We start from the raw sequence: 16908 nt of genomic DNA, 5'->3' as shown, positions 1-16908 counted from the left end.
GCCAGGGGCTCGCGGCCCGACGTCACCGACCCGTCAGGATCTCCGCGCGGCGGGCGCGGGACGGATGCCAGACTTGCGCCATGCCGAACCGCGAAGCACTCAAGCCGTTCCTGCTCGCCTTCCCCGGCCCGCTGCGCGACCAGCTGGTCGCCGCGGTCCTGGACGGGCGCAAGGTGTCGACGTCCGGCCTGCTCGTGGAGTACGAGACCGAGAAGGAGGAGCTGCCTCCGGTCGGTGAGCGGTCCGCCCTCATCGACTCGGACGGCCGGGAGATCGCGGTGCTCGAAGTGACCGAGGTGCGGGTGCTGCGGCTCGCCGACGTCGGCCTCCAGCACGCGCTGGACGAGGGCGAGGGCTACGCGTCCGTCGCCGAGTGGCGGGCGGGCCACGAGCGGTTCTGGCACAGCGAGGAGATGCGGGACGCGCTCGGAGACCCGGAGTTCACCGTGGACGACGACACGATGATCGTCGCTGAACGGTTCCGGGTCGTCGAGCGCATCGGCCCCGACGCCGCCCGCGGCTGAGCCGGGTCACCGCGCCTCGGCCCTCTTCTCCCGGCCCGCGCCCTTCACGAGGCCCAGCCGGCGCCGGACGGTGAGCAGCCGGGGGTGGCGCTCGTGCAGGTCGGCCGAACGTCGGTCGAGTTCCTGGCCCAGGCGCTCGGCGCGCTTCTCGATGTCCAGCTCGTCCAGGATGCGGTCCACCTCGGCCAGCAGGGCCCCGTGCAGCTGCCACTTCCTGGGGTGTTCCTGGACGGCGGCCAGCAGCATGTCCGCCACCAGGTCGCGGGTCGCGCGGCTGGTGGTGAGCGCGTCCGCGAGCCGTTCCTCCGCCTCCTCGCCGCCGGCCGCCATCGGGGTGGTGATGAGCACCGAGAAGCTCTCGATGGCCCCCGCCATCTGTTCGAACAGTTCCGTGATGTGGGCGGCGACCTCCGCGGGGAACAGCGGTTCGCCGCCCCGGTCCTTGGCGAGGTCGGTCAGCGTCCTGGACAGCACCCGCACGACGACCGCGCAGATCTCCAGTGTGTCCAGACCGGTACGCAGCACCACGCGGTGAAGCAGCCCCTGCCGCACCCTCGGGTTGTACATGAGGCTTTCCTCGGCCTGCCGCAGGGAGGCGTCCACCTCGACGATGTCGTGGTCGAGACGGCGGGCCCGGTGCAGCCGGTCCGCCGCCTGCGGAACGGTGACCGGACGGGCCAGGTCGCTTCCCAGGTCGCGGAACATCTGCCCCATCTCGCGGGCCAGTCCGTCGATGGACGCGCCCGCGGTCTCAACCCAGACGGGCGGGGCGAACAGCAGGTTGAACAGCAGGCCGACGCCCGCGCCGATCAGTGTCTCGTACACGCGCTCCCACGCCATGCTGGACCGCGCGGTCTGCGACGTGACGCCGAGGACGAGCATGGCGCTGATCGCCACCTCTGGGACGAACTCGTCCACGCGGACCAGTCTGCCGATGATCAGCGCCGTGAAGATGGTCAGCCCCAGGCTCCACCAGGAAATGCCGACCAGGGCGCTGAAGCCGCTCGCGATGAGGACTCCGACGATGACGGCCACGACACGTTTGACCGACATGTTGACGGTGGCGTAGAGGGTGACCTGGACGACGAGCAGCGCGGTCAGCGGTGCGGTCAGGGGCGCGGGCTCGGCCAGCGTCGCGGTCGCCACGGCATAGGCGATCACCGCCGCGCCCGTGGAGCGCAGGGTCTGCGCGGCCACGGGCTCTGTGGTGCGCCGGACGAGGTTGATGACGGGTTCGGCTACTCCTGGCATCTTCTTCCCATGCCCGGATTCGGTGCCCGCGCACGGTCCCGGGCGCCGAACCCCACCGGACGGACGCGCGCCCGGGGCGCGCGGAGCCCGGCGGGACAGCCGTCAGCCGACCGCCTCCGCCGCGGCCCGGCCCGCGGCCCGGCCGGAGAAGATGCAGCCGCCGAGGAAGGTGCCCTCCAGCGACCGGTAGCCGTGCACCCCGCCGCCGCCGAAGCCGGCCGCCTCGCCGGCCGCGTAGACCCCGGCCAGCGGGGTGCCGTCCGGGGTGAGGACCCGGGAGGACAGGTCCGTCTCCAGGCCGCCGAGCGATTTGCGGGTGAGGATGTTCAGCCGTACGGCGATCAGCGGCCCGGCCTTGGGGTCGAGGATGCGGTGCGGTGCGGCGGTCCTGATCAGCTTGTCGCCCAGGTAGGCGCGGGCGCCCCGGATCGCGGTGATCTGGAGGTCCTTGGTGAAGGGGTTGGCGATCTCGCGGTCGCGGGCGGTGATCTCGCGGCGCAGCTCGTCCTCGTCGATGAGCCCGTCTCCGGTGAGGGCGTTCATGCCGCGCACCAGGGCGCCGAGGTCGTTCTCGACGACGAAGTCCGCCCCGTTGTCCATGAACGCCTTCACCGGGCCGGGCACGTCCGCGCGCGCCCGGCCGATCACGCCCCGGACGGACTTGCCGGTCAGGTCGGGGTTCTGCTCGGAGCCGGAGAGTGCGAACTCCTTGCCGATGATCTTCTGGTCCAGCACGAACCAGGTGTAGTCGTGGCCGGTGCGCATGATGTGTTCGAGGGTGCCCAGCGTGTCGAAGCCGGGGAAGAGCGGGACGGGCAGCCGCTTGCCGCGGGCGTCCAGCCAGAGCGAGGACGGGCCGGGCAGGATGCGGATGGCGTGCTTCGCCCAGATCGGGTTCCAGTTCTCGATGCCCTCGGTGTAGTGCCACATCCGGTCGCGGTTGATGTGGTGGGCGCCCGCCTCCTCCGTGACGCCGAGCATCAGGCCGTCCACGTGGGCGGGGACGCCGGAGAGCATCTTCTCCGGCGGGGTGCCGAGCCGCTCGGGCCACTGCTCGCGCACGAGGTCGTGGTTGCCGCCGATGCCGCCGGAGGTGACGATCACCGCCTGGGCCCGCAGCTCGAAGGCGCCGGTCGCCTCCCGGCTGCTCGCGGTCCCGCGCGCCGCGGCGCTCGGCTCCAGGATCTCGCCGCTGACGGTGTCGACGGCGCCCCCGGTGCGGCCGAGACCGGTGACCCGGTGGCGGAAGCGGAAGGTGACCAGGCCCCTGGCGACGCCCTCGCGGACCCGGCGCTCGAACGGGGCGACGACACCGGGCCCGGTGCCCCAGGTGATGTGGAAGCGGGGGACGGAGTTGCCGTGGCCGTTCGCGTCGTACCCGCCGCGCTCGGCCCAGCCGACGACCGGGAAGAACCGCATGCCCTGCCGGTGCAGCCAGGAACGCTTCTCACCGGCGGCGAAGTCGACGTACGCCTCGGCCCACTTCCTCGGCCAGTGGTCCTCCTCGCGGTCGAAGCCCGCCGTGCCCAGCCAGTCCTGGAGGGCCAGTTCCCGGCTGTCCTTGATCCGCATCCGACGCTGTTCGGGTGAGTCGACGAGGAAGAGACCGCCGAAGGCCCAGTGCGCCTGACCGCCGAGCGACTGCTCGGGCTCCTGGTCGAGCAGGATCACCGAGCGGCCCGCGTCGACCAGCTCGGCGGCGGCGACCAGCCCGGCGAGTCCCGCCCCGATCACGATCACATCAGCGTCGTACGCCATGGGTTCCATCCTTGTCGGGGCGAACCGGACACGGTCCGGCGGAAGGCCGCACCTGCCCGTGAGGTTCCTCGCGAAGTTACTGGTGCGTCAGATCTTCGGTACAGGCCGCCCCGGCGTCAACCGCCCGGTCGGCGGCGCTACGGGCGCACCGGTGGCGTCCAGGCGCTATCGTCGAGACAATTCACTCTCTTCCGGCCTGACTTGGGGTAGAGAAGCGTGTCGGTGCTGGTTCTCGTACTCGCCGTGAGCGCGGCCTGCTGTCTGGGCTTCGGCTTCGTGCTGCAGCAGGCCGCCGCCAGCCACGCCCCGAAGAGCGACTATCTGTCGTTCCGGCTGCTGCTCGACCTGATGCGGGTACGCAGCTGGCTGGCCGGTATCGGCCTGATGGTCTGCGGCATGGTGCTGGGCGCGCTGGCGCTGGGCAAGGGCGAGGTCTCCGTCGTCGAGCCACTGCTGGCCACCAATCTGCTCTTCGCGATGACCCTGTCCCGCCACCGCACCGGCCAGCGCCTCGGCCGGCAGGGCTGGGCCGGGCTCTGGCTGCTCGCGTGCGGGGTCGCGGCGTTCCTGCTGGCGGGCGAGCCGAAGGGCGGCTCGGCGGTGTCGAGCCCGCTGCGGCACTGGCTGGTGATCGGTGTGGTGGCGGGCATCGCCCTGGCGCTCACCATGTACGCGGCACGCTCGCGTTCCGTGGCGGCCCCGGCCCTCCTCGCGGTGGCGGCCGGACTGCTGTACGGGCTTCAGGACGCGCTCACCCGGGTGAGCGGCCAGCTGATCGGGGACGACGGCTGGGCGGCGCTGATGATGAGCTGGCAGCCGTACGCGGTGCTGGTCCTGGGGGTGACGGGGCTGCTCCTGGTGCAGAGCGCGTTCGAGACCGGACCGCTGCGGATGTCGCTGCCCGCGCTGACCGCAGCCCAGCCGCTGGCGGGGATCGCCTGTGGCATCGGGTTCCTCGGTGACCAGGTGCGCACCGATACCGGCGCGCTGGCCTGGCAGGCGGCCGGGCTCGCGGCGATCGTGACCGGGATCGTGCTGCTGGGGCTGCATCCGGCGATGCCGGAGGGGCCGCTGGGCGGGCGGCGCACCAAGACCCTTGAGCCGCGCTGAGGCCGGTACGCGCGCGGCGTCCGGTGTCCTCTTTCTCACAGGAGTGCGGCCGCTCCGTCCTGGCAATTAATAATGGCCAGCATTACAGTTGTCGGTATGGCGCGAACGTCAGGACAAGAGACCAGGGACAAGCTGATCCGCGCGGCCGAGGAGATCTTCGCCGCTCAGGGCACGGACGGCGCCCAGCTGCGGGACATCGTCCGGCTGGCGGGCCAGAGCAATCCGTCGGCGGTCCAGTACCACTTCGGTTCCCGTGCCGGGCTGCTCGACGCCGTGATGGCCGGCCGCCAGGCCCGTACCGAGCAGGTGGTGGCACCGCTGCTCGACGGGCTCGGCGCCGACTGCGGGGTACGGGAGCTGCTCACCGCGCTGGTGACGGCGGAGGCGAGCCTGCTCACCGACGACCGGGGCCGGCGCTGTCTGCGGATCTCGGCCCAGCTGAGCCACGAGACCGGTCTGCGGACCGGCCGCCTCCACCCCGCCCTGGACGGCACCGCCTACGGCCGACTGATCGGCCGGATCGGGGACCGGCTGGGCGCGCTGCCGGAGCCGGTCCGGCTGGAGCGGCTCGATCTTTCGCTCACCCTGATCGGCGCGGCGCTGGCCGACCGCGCCCGCCAGGGGCTCGACGGCACGGAGCCGCTGACCGGCCAGGGGCTCTTCCTGGCCGATCTCGTCGGGACCACCACCGCGTTCCTGCACGCCCCCGCGCCGCACGGCGCGTGAACCACCGCACCACATGAACCACCCGCACCACATGAAGGACATGTCATGACCGACAAGAACAACCTCACCGACCGGACCGTCGTCATCACCGGAGCCGCACGCGGCCTCGGGGCGGAGGCCGCGCGCCTCGCCGTGGCGGGCGGCGCGAACGTCGTGATCACCGATGTGCTCGACGAGGAGGGCGCGGCGACCGCCGCGAAGCTCGGCCCGAAGGCCCGCTTCCTGCACCACGACGTGACCTCGGAGGAGGACTGGCAGCGCGTCGCCGCCTTCGTCCTCTCCGAGTTCGGCCGGATCGACGGCCTGGTCAACAACGCCGGGGTCTCCACCGGGCAGCCGCTGGAGAGCGAGACGGTCGAGCACTTCCGCAAGGTCATCGACATCAACCTGACGGCTGTCTTCATCGGCATGAAGACGGTGATCCCGCTGATGAAGGAGAACGGCGGCGGCTCGATCGTCAACATCTCCTCCGCCGCCGGGCTGATGGGCCTGGCCCTGACCTCCAGCTACGGCGCGTCCAAGTGGGGTGTGCGCGGGCTGACGAAGGTCGGCGCGGTGGAGCTCGGCACGGCGAAGGTGCGGGTGAACTCGGTGCACCCCGGCATGGTCTACACGCCGATGACCGCCTCCGTCGGCATCCAGCAGGGCGACGGCAACTACCCCAACACCCCGATGGGCCGGGTCGGTGAGGCCGGTGAGATCGCCGAGGCCGTCGTCTTCCTGCTCTCGGACGCCGCCTCCTACGTCACCGGCGCCGAACTCGCCGTGGACGGCGGCTGGACCACCGGCCCGACCGTCAAGTACGTCATGGGCCAGTGATCACCCCCGGGCGGTCTGCTGTTGGATGAGGTGCATGACACCTTCTGACGAGATCCTGGACATCGTCGACGAGAACGACGAGGTCGTCGGGCAGGCCACGCGCGGCGAGGCGACCGCGCGCGGCCTGCGCCACCGCTGCGCGTTCATCGAGGCCCGGGACGCCGACGGCCGGATCTTCGTGCACCGCAGAACCGCCACCAAGCTGGTCTTCCCGTCCCACTACGACATGTTCGTCGGCGGGGTGGTCGGTGCGGGCGAGACGTACGAGGAGGCGGCGCTTCGGGAGGCCGAGGAGGAGCTGGGGGTCACGGGGCTCCCCCGGCCCGAGCCGCTCTTCAAGTTCCTCTACGAGGGCGACGGGCACAGCTGGTGGTCGTACGTGTACCGGGTGCGGTGCGAGCTGCCGGTGCAGCCGCAGGCGGAAGAGGTCGCCTGGCACACCTTCCTCACCGACGAGGAGCTGGAGCGGCGGCTCGGCGACTGGCCGTGGGTGCCGGACGGCCTCGATGCCTACCGGCGGCTGCGGGCGTTCCGTGAGGCGCCCTGAACCGCCCCTCGGCGCGTACCGAAGCGGCAGACAAGGTCCGGACGTGAACGAATTCGTACAGAGCCTGCGGCTGTGGTTCGCGCCGCAGCGGATCCGCGAAGAGGGCGACACCCCCGACTACCGCTTCTCACTCGCCAACGAGCGGACCTTCCTCGCCTGGATCCGGACGGCTCTCGCGCTGATCGGCGGCGGTTTCGCGGTCGACCAGTTCCTGCCCGAGCTGTCCTGGGGCGTGCGCGCCGGTCTGGCGCTGGCGCTGCTCGCGGCCGGGGTGCTGTGCGCGCTGCGGGCCGTCAACCACTGGGTGCGGTGCGAGCGGGCGATGCGGCGCGGCGAGGACCTGCCGGTGTCCCGGTTCCCGACGCTGCTGAGTCTCGCGGTCGCGGTGGTGGCCGTGGCGATGGTGGCGGTGGTCCTGTTCGGCTGGGAGGGCCGGTGACCTCGGCCGGACGCGATCCGGGGCTCCAGCCGGAGCGGACCAGGCTGGCCTGGCGGCGCACCACGCTGTCCTGCACGGTGGTGGCGCTGCTGGCGGGCAAGCAGGCGCTGCACGGCGGGGGGAGCCCGGCGGGGATCGTCGCACTGTCGCTGAGCGTGCTGGCCTGGCTCGGGTTCCTGCGGGTGGCCAACCGCCGGGTGCGGGGCATGGGAACCGCGCGCCCGAGGCCGCTGGGTGCGCGCGCCGCGCTGACGGCGGCGGCGTGCACGGTCGCGCTGGCCGTCTTCGCGGCCGCCATGCTCTTCTGATCCCGGTCCGGCGGCGGGTGCGGGTCCGGGTCCGGGCGGCGCACCGGTCCCGTCAGCTGTCCCAGTCCACCGTCACGACGATCTTTCCGCGGGTGCGCCCCTCCGCGTTGAGCCGGTGCGCCTCCGCGGTCCGCTCCAGCGGGAAGACCCGGTCGACGTGGACCGTGATAATGCCCCGCTCGGCCAGTTCGGCCAGATGGGCGAGATTTTTGGCGTCGGGCCGCACGAAGGCGTACTTCCCGCCGTACGAGAACACCTCGCTGTCCACGATGGACGCCAGCCGCCCGTCCGGCGCGAGCGTCTCAGCTGAGGCCCGCAGCGCCTCCCCGCCCACCGTGTCGAAGGCGGCGTCGATGCCGTCCGGGGCCAGTGCCCGCAGCCGGTCCACGAGCCCGTCCCCGTACTCCACGGGTTCCGCGCCGAGCTGGCGCAGGTGGTCGTGGTTGTGCGCGCTCGCGGTCCCGATGACCCGGCATCCCGCGTGGCGGGCGAGCTGGACGGCCAGTGAGCCGACACCGCCCGCCGCCGCGTGGACCAGGACGGTGTCGCCGTCGCGGATCCGCAGTGACCGGTGGAGCACCTGGTAGGCGGTGAGACCGGCCAGCGGCAGCCCGGCGGCCTCCTCGAAGCTCAGGCTCAGCGGTTTGCGGGCGAGGGTGCGCACCGGGGCGGCGACGTACTCCGCGAAGGTGCCGCGGCTGAGGAAGTCCTCCCGCACGTACCCGATGACCTCGTCGCCGACGGCGAACTCGTCCACGGCCGCACCGGGCTGCACGACGACCCCGGACACGTCCCAGCCGGGGATCACCGGGAAGACCGCGTCCAGCGCCGCGTCCAGATTCCCCTGCCGCGCCTGCCGGTCCACCGGGTTGACCGCGGCGGCCCGCACCTTCACCAGGACGGTGTCAGGGCCGACCTTGGGGTCGGGCCGCTCGCCGTACTCCAGGACGTCGGCATCGCCGTATCCGCTGTAGCTGATCGCCTTCATCCTTCGACCATCGGCGCAGGTCAGGCACAGCGCAAATCAGGCGCGGCGCACATCGGACCGTCCGGGCGCCGGGGCTCACCAGCGCGGGATCGACGGCGTCCGCCAGCCGGGCTCGGCCTTGCGCATCGCGGCGGCGTCGTCGCGCTCGCGCATCGTGCCGTCGTCGTCGAGCCAGCGGCGGTGCAGCGCGGTCAGCCGCTCCCGGTCCAGCTTCACGCCGAGGCCGGGCGCGTCGGAGACGGTGAGCCGGCCGTCCTCGAAGACATGGCGGGTCGTGATGACGTCCTCGGTCTGCCAGGGGTAGTGGCTGTCGCAGGCGTAGTCGAGGTTGGGGACGGTGGCCGCGACGTGCGTCATGGCGGCGAGGCTTATCCCGAGGTGGGTGTTGGAGTGCATGGAGAGTCCGACGCCGAAGGTGCTGCAGATCCCGGCCAGTTCACGGGTGCGGTGCAGCCCGCCCCAGTAGTGGTGGTCGGAGAGGACGACCTGCACGGCGTCCCTGGCGAAGGCCTCGGGGACCTCCGCGAGGGTGGTGACGCACATGTTGGTGGCCAGCGGTACGTCGGTGCCGGCCGCGACGGCGGCCATGAGCCCGGTGCCGGCCGCCGGGTCCTCCAGGTATTCGAGTACGCCCTTGAGCTGCTCGGCGACGTACAGCGAGGTCTCGACGGACCAGGCGCCGTTGGGGTCGAGGCGCAGCGGCTGCCCGGGGAACGCCTCGGCCAGCGCGCGGACCGCGGCGATCTCCTGCTCCGGCGGGAAGACGCCGCCCTTCAGCTTGAAGGAGGAGAAGCCGTAGTCGCGGGCGAAGCGGCGCGCCTGGGCGACGACTCCGGCCGGGTCGACGGCCGCGCCCCAGTCGTCCCGCTCGCCGCCCTCGGGGTGCTCGGCCCAGCGGTAGAAGAGGTACGCGCTGTACTCGACGGTGTCGCGGACCTTGCCGCCGAGCAGCGCGTGCACCGGCAGGCCGAGGGACTTGCCCAGCGCGTCCAGGCAGGCCACCTCGAAGCCGGAGACCACCGAGAGCCGCAGCTTGTCCGCGGTCTGGACGCCGCGCAGCCCGCCCGCGTCGACCCGCTCGTCGGCGGCGCGTGAATCCGCGCACACCTCGTCGGCGAGGGCGAAGAGCCCGTTCACATCGCTGACCGGGCGGCCCGGCAGGGCGGCGGCGAGCGGCTCGGCCGGTTCGAGGTACTTGCCGTCGCCGTACGTCTCCCCGATGCCGGTCACTCCGCCGCGGGTGACGACCTCCACGACGAGGCGCGGGGTGTAGGGCTGGTGGACGCCCTGGGTGTTGAGGAGCGGCGGGTCGGCAATGAGGATCGGGGTCAGCCGGACTTCTTCGATCAACAACGCTGTATCCATACGTGAACTGTATTCAGAGATACGACTGAATACCAGAGGCTGGGCAGCTGATCGGAACCGGAGCGGCCACCTCCGGTTCCGGGAGTTCACTGGACGACATACCGACTGGTCGGCATCATGAGCACCGACCGTTCATCCATCCCGGAGGTGCGCACGATGAGCCCAGTCCACCCGCCAGGCCTCGACCTCGACCGGTTGCGCGGCCATCTCGACCGCGAACGGCCGGGCCTGGTGAACGGACCGCTGGACGCCCGGCTCATCGAGGGCGGCCGTTCGAACCTGACCTACACCGTCACGGACACGGACGGCACCGGCCGCTGGGTCGTCCGGCGCCCGCCGCTGGGTCACGTACTGGCCACCGCGCACGACATGAAGCGCGAGCACCGGGTGATCAGCGCACTGCACCCGACGGCCGTCCCGGTCCCCGAACCGGTCCTGCTCTGCGAGGACGACTCCGTCATCGGCTCGCCGTTCTACGTCATGGAGTACGTCGAGGGCACCCCGTACCGCACCGCGGAACAGCTCGCCCCGCTCGGCGCGGAGCGCACCCGGGCGGCCGTGCTCGGGCTCGTCGACACCCTGGTCGAACTGCACGCCGTGGACCCGAAGGCGGTCGGGCTCGCCGGCTTCGGGCGCCCCGAGGGCTTCCTGGACCGGCAGCTGCGCCGCTGGGGCAAGCAGCTGGACGCCTCCCGCAACCGCGAACTCGCGGGCATCGACGAGCTGCACGCGGCGCTCGGCCGCGCACTGCCGTCCTCCCCCGCACCGACGGTGGTGCACGGCGACTACCGCCTGGACAACGTCCTGATCGGCTCCGACGACCGGATCAAGGCCGTGCTCGACTGGGAGATGTCCACGCTCGGTGACCCGCTCACCGACCTCGGCCTGCTGGTCATGTACAGCTCCGACCTCGGACTGCCGGAGTCTCCGGTCTCCACCACCAGCGGCGCGGCCGGCCACCCCTCCCCCGCCGAACTGATCGAGCGCTACGCCGCCCGCTCCGGCCGGGACACCTCCGCCATCTCCTGGTACACGGCGTTCGCCTGGTTCAAGCTCGCCGTGATCCTGGAGGGCATCCACTACCGCTACACGCAGGGCCAGACCGTCGGCGGCGGCTTCGACCGGATCGGTGACCTCGTCCCCGTCTTCATCGCGCACGGCCTCACCACCCTCCAGGAAGGCTGATCAACCCCATGGACTTCGCATTCGACGCCCGTACCGAAGAGCTGCGGGCCAAGCTGCTCACCTTCATGGAGGAGCACGTCCACCCGGCGGAGCGGATCGCGGAGGAGCAGCGGGAGCGGCTCGCGTCGCCGTGGGACACCCCGCAGGTCGTCGAGGACCTCAAGGCGGAGGCGCGCAGGCAGGGGCTGTGGAACCTCTTCCTGCCGGACGCCGAGTACGGTGCCGGGCTGACCAACCTCCAGTACGCCCCGCTGGCCGAGATCCTGGGCCGCTCCCCGCAGTTGGCGCCGACCGCGCTGAACTGCGCGGCGCCGGACACCGGGAACATGGAGGTGCTCGCCCAGTTCGGCACCGACGCGCAGAAGAAGCAGTGGCTGGAGCCGCTGCTGGCGGGTGAGATCCGGTCCGCGTTCGCGATGACGGAGCCGGAGGTGGCCTCGTCGGACGCGACCAACATCGAGACCCGGATCACCCGTGACGGCGAGGACTACGTCATCAACGGGCGCAAGTGGTACATCTCCGGGGCGATGAACCCGGACTGCGCGATCTTCATCGTGATGGGCAAGACCGATCCGGACGGCGACGACATCCGCCGCCAGCAGTCGCAGATCCTCGTCCCGCGCGACACCCCGGGGCTGACGGTGAAGCGCGCCATGAAGGTGTACGGCTACGAGGACCACTACCACGGCGGCCACGCGGAGGTGCTCTTCGACAACGTGCGGGTGCCCGCGACGAACCTGGTGGGCGAGGAGGGCGGCGGGTTCGCCATCGCCCAGGCACGGCTGGGGCCGGGCCGGATCCACCACTGCATGCGGCTGATCGGTATGGCGGAGCGCGCCATCGAGCTGATGTGCCGGCGCGCGGTCTCCCGCACCGCGTTCGGCAAGCCGCTCGCCCAGCAGGGTGTGGTGCAGAACTGGATCGCGGACGCCCGGGTCCAGGTGGAGCAGTTGCGGCTGCTGGTACTGAAGACGGCCTGGCTGATGGACACGGTGGGCAACCGGGGGGCGCACACCGAGATCCAGTCCATCAAGATCGCCACCCCGCGTGCGGTGGTCTCCATCCTCGACCAGGCGGTCCAGCTGTACGGCGCGGGCGGCGTCAGCCAGGACTTCCCGCTGGCCGAACTGTGGACGGCGGCGCGGACGCTGCGGCTGGCGGACGGCCCGGACGAGGTGCACCAGCGGTCGCTGGCCCGCCGGGAAATCAAGAAGTACCTCTAGCCGGGAAGCGGTTGGCGGCGTACCGCGTCAGCGTTCTTCGGCCGCGATCCGGTCCAGCAGGTCCGTGTACAGGGAGCGCCGGTCGGGCCGGGCGCGGGCGGCGGCATGCCGGAGGGCCGGGACCGCCGCCCCGCCCAGCCCGCCCAGCGCCTCGGCGGCCGCGTCGCGCACGGTCGGGTGCGGGTGCCCGAGCAGTCCGGTGACCGCGGGGAACGCCGGCTCCCAGCCCGCCCGGCAGAGCGTCCGCAGCGCCATGCGCACCACGTCCGGCCGGGGGTCGTCCAGCAACCGCACGGTGTGGCGCAGGTACTCCGTCCGGTCGAGCATCAGGCGCGCGGTGCGGTGGGCCCGCAGCCGGACCCGGGGCCTGGGGTGCGTCAGCAGTTCACCCAGCAGGCCGAGGAGGCGCGGGTCCCGGTCCGGTTCTGGGCCGTTGTGCGCCTCGGCCAGCTCGGTGAGCGCCCGGCAGACCTGCTCCGGGGCGCCGGTCACGGCCAGGTCCATCAGCTCACGCCGGGGGCGCCGCGTCGCGGCGGGGAGGGCCGCGTCGCGGTCGCGGAGTGCGGCCAGCGCCGCCGCGTCCTGCCGTCCCGCGTCCGGCCCCCGCAGCGGGCCGTCCACCAGGACGATCCGGTCCGCGAGTTCGTCACGCCCATCGGCGCGCAGCCGGTGGCGGACCCGCGTGAGCGCCGGGGTGCGCAGGAGCGGGCGGCCGGTGAGCAGGTCCAGGAATCCCCAGGCCCCGGCGTCGAGCCGGTCGCCCAGCGCTTCGGCCAGCGCGTCGGCGGGATGGGCGCGCAACGCGTCGGTGACGGCCGCCGCAGAGGCGGGCGGCGTGTGCTCCCACCACTCCAGCAGCAGCGGGACGAGCTGTTGCCGCTCCTGCGGATCGAGCCCCTCGGCCGCTTCCGCCACCCGGTCGCGCAGGATCGCGTCGCCCCGGAGTTCGCTCTCACCGATGGCGCCGAGCGCGCCGCCGACACCGGCTGCGGCGGACCGGGCGATCCGCCCGGTCAGGTACGCGCGCAGCACCGCCACTCGGGCCTCCGGTTCCGGCCACCGTGCCAGCTCCTGTGCCGCGGTCTGCCGGCGCCCCGCGTCTGCCGAGCCGAGCATGGTGAACAGCCGCTCCCGCAGGGCGGCGGAGCGCGGCTGGTCCAGGTCGTCTGCGTGGACCCGGCGCGGGGCCGGCTCCGGTGCGCGGGCGGTCTCCGCGAGGGTCCAGGGCGGCGCGTCCAGGGGCTGGAGCCGGGTCATCCAGTCGACGAGGGCGGAACGGACACCGGGGGCGGCGCCGTCGTACGCCTCGGTCAGGGCGGCCAGCCGGGTCCGGGAGGAGACGCTGCCGTCGTCCGTGCGGCGGAACTCCGCCAGTGCGCCCGGCTCCCGGACCGCGTCGGCCAGCCCGGACCGCCAGGCCCGCGCCGCCTGTGACCCGGGTGCGGCGGCGGGCCTCTGCTCGGGTACGGCGAAGGCCTCCCGGAGCACGTCGGTCGCGGCCCGCGAGGGGTCCGCGCAGAGCCGGGCCTCCGCGAGGGCGCCGTCGAGGTCCGGGCGGACGAGTATCGCGCCGAGACGGCGCAGCAGCGTCAGCGTGGAGCGGCCCGGCTCCGCCGGTGCGGGGGCCAGGGCGCGTACCGCGGTGACGGCGGCCGGTCTCGCGGTGGCCGCCAGCAGCGGCGCCACCTCTTCGAGTACGGCGATCAGCCGGTTCCGGTAGGCGTCGCGGGCGTCGGCCAGCGCGTCCAGCAGGAGCGGGAACGACCGGGCGAGTGCCGCGAGATCCGGGGTGCTCCGAGGCCTGGAGCACAGTGCCAGCGCGAACCGCAGCACCTCGGCTCCCCGCGCCCTGTCCCGGGCCGCCGGGTACGCGGAGTGCTCGTCCCGGCCCCGCTCGTCCCGGGCCCCCTCGTCCCGGGCCCCCTCGTACTCCGAGCCCGTGTACTGGGAGGCCGCCAGTGCGAGCCAGTCGGACAGCCTCGGCCGCAGCCGGTCCTCGTTGGCGAAGCCGACCCGCTCGCCCCGCGCGACGAGACGCAGTGCGGTCACGGGGTCCCAGCGCCCGGTCGCCAGGGCCTCGACGTCGCGGTCCGTCTCGCCGGAGACCTCCCAGGGGGTCGCGGGCCGCACGGTGATCCCGTGCGCGGCCATGGCCGGCGCCAGTTCCGCCACGGAGCCGGTGACCAGAGCGACCTGGCGGGACGCGATCAAGGTGAGCAGCGGGACCGCCACGGGTGACTCCTGCTCGTCCAGTGCGCGCACCGAGTGTGCGGTGAGCACGCCGTCCAGGCCCGCCAGCAGCCGCCGCCGGGTGGCGTCGTCCTGGCTGTGCTCGGCGGCGGCGACCAGGGTGGCCGGGTAGGCGTCGCCGAGGACGGCGCGCAGGGCCTCGACGAGGGACTCGCGCAGACCGGGGTTGCCGTGGTGGCCGAGCATGGACAGGAGCTTCGGGACGGCCCCCGGTGAGCCCGCCCCGACCAGCGCGTCGGCCGCGGTCTTCCTGATGTTCATGTTCGGGTGGTCCAGGCAGGCGGAGATCGCGCCGCTCGCCCAGTGGGCCCGGCCCTGGCCCAGGGCGAGCAGGGCCTGCCGGACGGTCTGGATGTCCTGGGCCCTGGTCAGGGCGGTCAGTGACGCCGAGAGTGCCTGGGCGTCCTCCCCGGTGGCGTCGTGGGCGAGCAGCGCGATGACGTGCTTGCGTATGTGCCGGTCGCGGTGGCGCAGCAGCCGGTGGACCCGTGCGCGGGTGCCCGTCCAGGGGGCTCTGAGCAGCAGTTCGAGCAGGACCACCTGCTCGTCGTCGGTGCGTGCGGGGCGGTCGAGGAGGTCCAGTGCCGTGCTCGCGACCAGGGCGTGCCCGGCCTCCTCCGCGTCCGTGGCGTCGAGCAGGCAGACGGGCCGGATCGCGCCCCGCTCGTGGAGCCGACGGCCGAGCGCGCTGATGGCGTCCAGGACCTCCTGCGGCACCGCGGGCTCACCGGCGGGCTGCCCGTGCTCCCCGGTCCGGGGCGCCGCGTCCGGGCTCCTCGCAGCGGCCAGGCCCGCCACGATGCGCGACAGCAGGTCCGTGATGACCGGGAGAGTTGTGGCGTCGCCGTGGGCGGCGAGCCGGCACAGCGCCGCCTCCGGCGCGTCCGGGTCCAGATGGGAGCTCAGCAGCGCCAGTTCGGCCGCGTCCGGTCCGCCGAGGCCGGCCGCGACGCGCGGCGGCAGATCGACGGGGTCGAGCCGGGCGAGCAGGGCGCGGCGCAGGGCCGGATCCCGGTTGAGCTGCCAGAGCAGTCCGAGGGCGCGGCCTCGTACCGGGCGCAGGTGGGGCGCCGTGCTGCCGGTGCCGATGCCCAGTCCTTCGCGCAGGGCTCGTACCGTCGGTTCGCCGCCGATCGCCTCCAGGGTGTCCAGGGCGGCGGCCGGCGCGGCGGGAAGCAGGGCGATCACGGCTTCTTCCGCGTCCGTGTGGCGCAGGGCGCGGATCGCGTCGAGGAAGGGCACGGGTGAGGGCGCCGAGGGCAGTACGCGGGTGACGGCGTCCCCGGCCGGGAGGTCGCCCGCCCCCTGGCCGGCCAGTGCGACGAGCAGGGCGAGCCGCCGCGGCCAGCCCGGATCCGCGGCCGGGGCGTCGGTCAGTACCTTGAGCGCTTCGTTGCGGGAGGTGTAGAGGACGGTCGCCACATCGCGGGCCGGGATCGAGTGATCGGCCAGGGCGAGGCCGAGGAGTGTGTGGACCTGGGCGTCGGCCGGGAAGTGGCCCCGGCGGTGGAGCCCGCGCAGGCAGGTCACGGCGGGGCCGCCGAGCAGCAGCGGATCGCGGGCGGCCGTGGCCGTCAGGGCGCCGATGTCGTCGCGGCCCGCCAGTTCACCGAGCAGCTCCATCGCGGTCCGGCGCAGGCCGGGCGCCGGCGCGGGGTCCTCGACGACCTGGAGCAGCAGGTCGCGGTGGCCGTGGCGGGCGGCGGCCACCAGGGCGGCTTCGGCCACCGAGGGCCGTTCCCCTGCCGGTTCCGGGTTCAGGAGCGGGGCGAGGAGGCCGGGCGGCAGCGGGGCCGTCGCCGCCCATGGCTCCGCGAGGGCGCCCAGCGTGTCCGCGACGACCGGGGCGCCGGCCGCCGCCAGCAGCCCGATCAGCTTCTCCCGGACCGCCGCCGGGGCCAGCGCTCCGGTGCGCAGTGCCTCGCGGGCCAGCCGCAGCGCCTCTGCGCGGAGCACCGGATCGCCGCTGTCCGCCAGTTCGTCCACCAGCGGGCCCGGTCGGTGCGTGCCGCTGATGTCCAGCTCGCGCACGGCCTGGTACAGGAGCTCGCCCGGGGTCTCGTCGCGGAGGACGCGGGGATCGTGGAGCACATCGGCGCGCAGCCAGGCGACGCGTACCGTCACCGGCAGGTGCCCGGCCGTGCGCCACCGGGGCCGGGGGCGGCCCTTCAGCCGGTGGCCGAGCCGCTCGTAGAGCCGGGCCAGCAGGAGATCGGCCTCCGGCGGTCCGGTCAGGGACTGCGGCAGCAGTGCGGCGAGCACGTCCGTCTCCCCGTCGGACGGGGGGGGCGTGGCGACGAGCCCGGCCAGCCGGACCAGCGCCGTGTGACGTCGCCCGGGGTCCTCCTGCCCGATCTCTCGTCCCAGGATGTGCAGCTCTTCTTCGGCCGGCGTCCGCATCGTCGGATGCTAGAA

At 73.3% G+C, this 16908-nt stretch carries 14 protein-coding genes; 9 read left to right on the top strand and 5 right to left on the bottom strand.

Features of this window, described 5'->3' with window-relative positions; genetic code table 11:
- The first annotated feature begins 80 nt into the window (after window positions 1–80).
- The gene (locus RLT59_RS31825) at window positions 81–524 is read left to right on the top strand and encodes an ASCH domain-containing protein (RefSeq protein ID WP_311306602.1); all 444 of its coding nucleotides are present in this window, start codon (window positions 81–83) and stop codon (window positions 522–524) included.
- 6 nt (window positions 525–530) lie between these two features.
- Here RLT59_RS31825 and RLT59_RS31820 read toward each other — a convergent pair whose 3' ends face one another.
- Window positions 531–1775 (bottom strand): FUSC family protein, encoded by a 1245-nt coding sequence (locus tag RLT59_RS31820; protein WP_311306601.1) that lies wholly within the window; start codon window positions 1773–1775, stop codon window positions 531–533.
- Window positions 1776–1877: 102 nt separating this feature from the next.
- Window positions 1878–3533, bottom strand: coding sequence for an FAD-binding dehydrogenase (locus tag RLT59_RS31815; RefSeq protein ID WP_311306600.1), 1656 nt, complete (start codon window positions 3531–3533; stop codon window positions 1878–1880).
- 216 nt (window positions 3534–3749) lie between these two features.
- On the opposite strand from RLT59_RS31815, the gene RLT59_RS31810 reads away from it, so the two are divergent.
- The 6 genes from RLT59_RS31810 (at window position 3750) to RLT59_RS31785 (ending at window position 7482) form a co-directional block, all read left to right on the top strand.
- Entirely contained in the window at window positions 3750–4643 is an 894-nt protein-coding gene (locus RLT59_RS31810) for a DMT family transporter (protein ID WP_311306599.1), read from the top strand.
- A 96-nt stretch (window positions 4644–4739) separates the two neighbouring features.
- Window positions 4740–5369, top strand: a complete 630-nt coding sequence (locus tag RLT59_RS31805; RefSeq protein WP_311306598.1) for a TetR/AcrR family transcriptional regulator — start codon at window positions 4740–4742, stop codon at window positions 5367–5369.
- A gap of 45 nt (window positions 5370–5414) precedes the next feature.
- Window positions 5415–6188 carry a glucose 1-dehydrogenase gene (locus tag RLT59_RS31800; RefSeq protein ID WP_311306597.1) on the top strand — a complete coding sequence of 258 codons (774 nt, stop codon included), beginning with the start codon at window positions 5415–5417 and terminating at the stop codon, window positions 6186–6188.
- Between the two features lie 34 nt (window positions 6189–6222).
- Window positions 6223–6735, top strand: a complete 513-nt coding sequence (locus RLT59_RS31795; RefSeq protein WP_311306596.1) for an NUDIX hydrolase — start codon at window positions 6223–6225, stop codon at window positions 6733–6735.
- Window positions 6736–6778: 43 nt separating this feature from the next.
- Window positions 6779–7174, top strand: a complete 396-nt coding sequence (locus tag RLT59_RS31790) for a YidH family protein (RefSeq protein WP_311306595.1) — start codon at window positions 6779–6781, stop codon at window positions 7172–7174.
- A complete protein-coding gene (locus RLT59_RS31785) occupies window positions 7171–7482 on the top strand; it encodes a DUF202 domain-containing protein (RefSeq protein ID WP_311306594.1) in 312 nt (103 codons plus the stop codon). The genes RLT59_RS31790 and RLT59_RS31785 overlap by 4 nt, the downstream gene beginning before the upstream one ends.
- Before the next feature lie 52 nt (window positions 7483–7534).
- On the opposite strand, the gene RLT59_RS31780 is transcribed toward RLT59_RS31785, so the two are convergent.
- Together RLT59_RS31780 and RLT59_RS31775 are read right to left on the bottom strand one after the other, a co-directional pair.
- The gene (locus RLT59_RS31780) at window positions 7535–8470 is read right to left on the bottom strand and encodes an NADP-dependent oxidoreductase (RefSeq protein ID WP_311306593.1); all 936 of its coding nucleotides are present in this window, start codon (window positions 8468–8470) and stop codon (window positions 7535–7537) included.
- Window positions 8471–8545: 75 nt separating this feature from the next.
- The gene (locus RLT59_RS31775) at window positions 8546–9835 is read right to left on the bottom strand and encodes a glucarate dehydratase family protein (protein WP_311306592.1); all 1290 of its coding nucleotides are present in this window, start codon (window positions 9833–9835) and stop codon (window positions 8546–8548) included.
- Window positions 9836–9991: 156 nt separating this feature from the next.
- On the opposite strand from RLT59_RS31775, the gene RLT59_RS31770 reads away from it, so the two are divergent.
- Both RLT59_RS31770 and RLT59_RS31765 read left to right on the top strand, forming a co-directional pair.
- On the top strand, window positions 9992–11020 hold the full coding sequence (locus RLT59_RS31770) for a phosphotransferase family protein (RefSeq protein WP_311306591.1): 1029 nt from the start codon (window positions 9992–9994) through the stop codon (window positions 11018–11020).
- A gap of 8 nt (window positions 11021–11028) precedes the next feature.
- Window positions 11029–12243 carry an acyl-CoA dehydrogenase family protein gene (locus RLT59_RS31765; RefSeq protein WP_311306590.1) on the top strand — a complete coding sequence of 405 codons (1215 nt, stop codon included), beginning with the start codon at window positions 11029–11031 and terminating at the stop codon, window positions 12241–12243.
- A gap of 27 nt (window positions 12244–12270) precedes the next feature.
- Here the strand turns inward: RLT59_RS31765 and RLT59_RS31760 are convergent, their stop codons facing one another.
- A complete protein-coding gene (locus RLT59_RS31760; RefSeq protein ID WP_311306589.1) occupies window positions 12271–16893 on the bottom strand; it encodes a HEAT repeat domain-containing protein in 4623 nt (1540 codons plus the stop codon).
- Between the last annotated feature and the right edge of the window lie 15 nt (window positions 16894–16908).

Source organism: Streptomyces sp. ITFR-6 (assembly GCF_031844725.1).
In the GTDB taxonomy this organism is placed as follows: domain Bacteria; phylum Actinomycetota; class Actinomycetes; order Streptomycetales; family Streptomycetaceae; genus Streptomyces.
The sequence above is the reverse complement of the archived record's forward strand: the minus strand, read 5'-3'. Positions and strand labels throughout refer to the sequence as shown.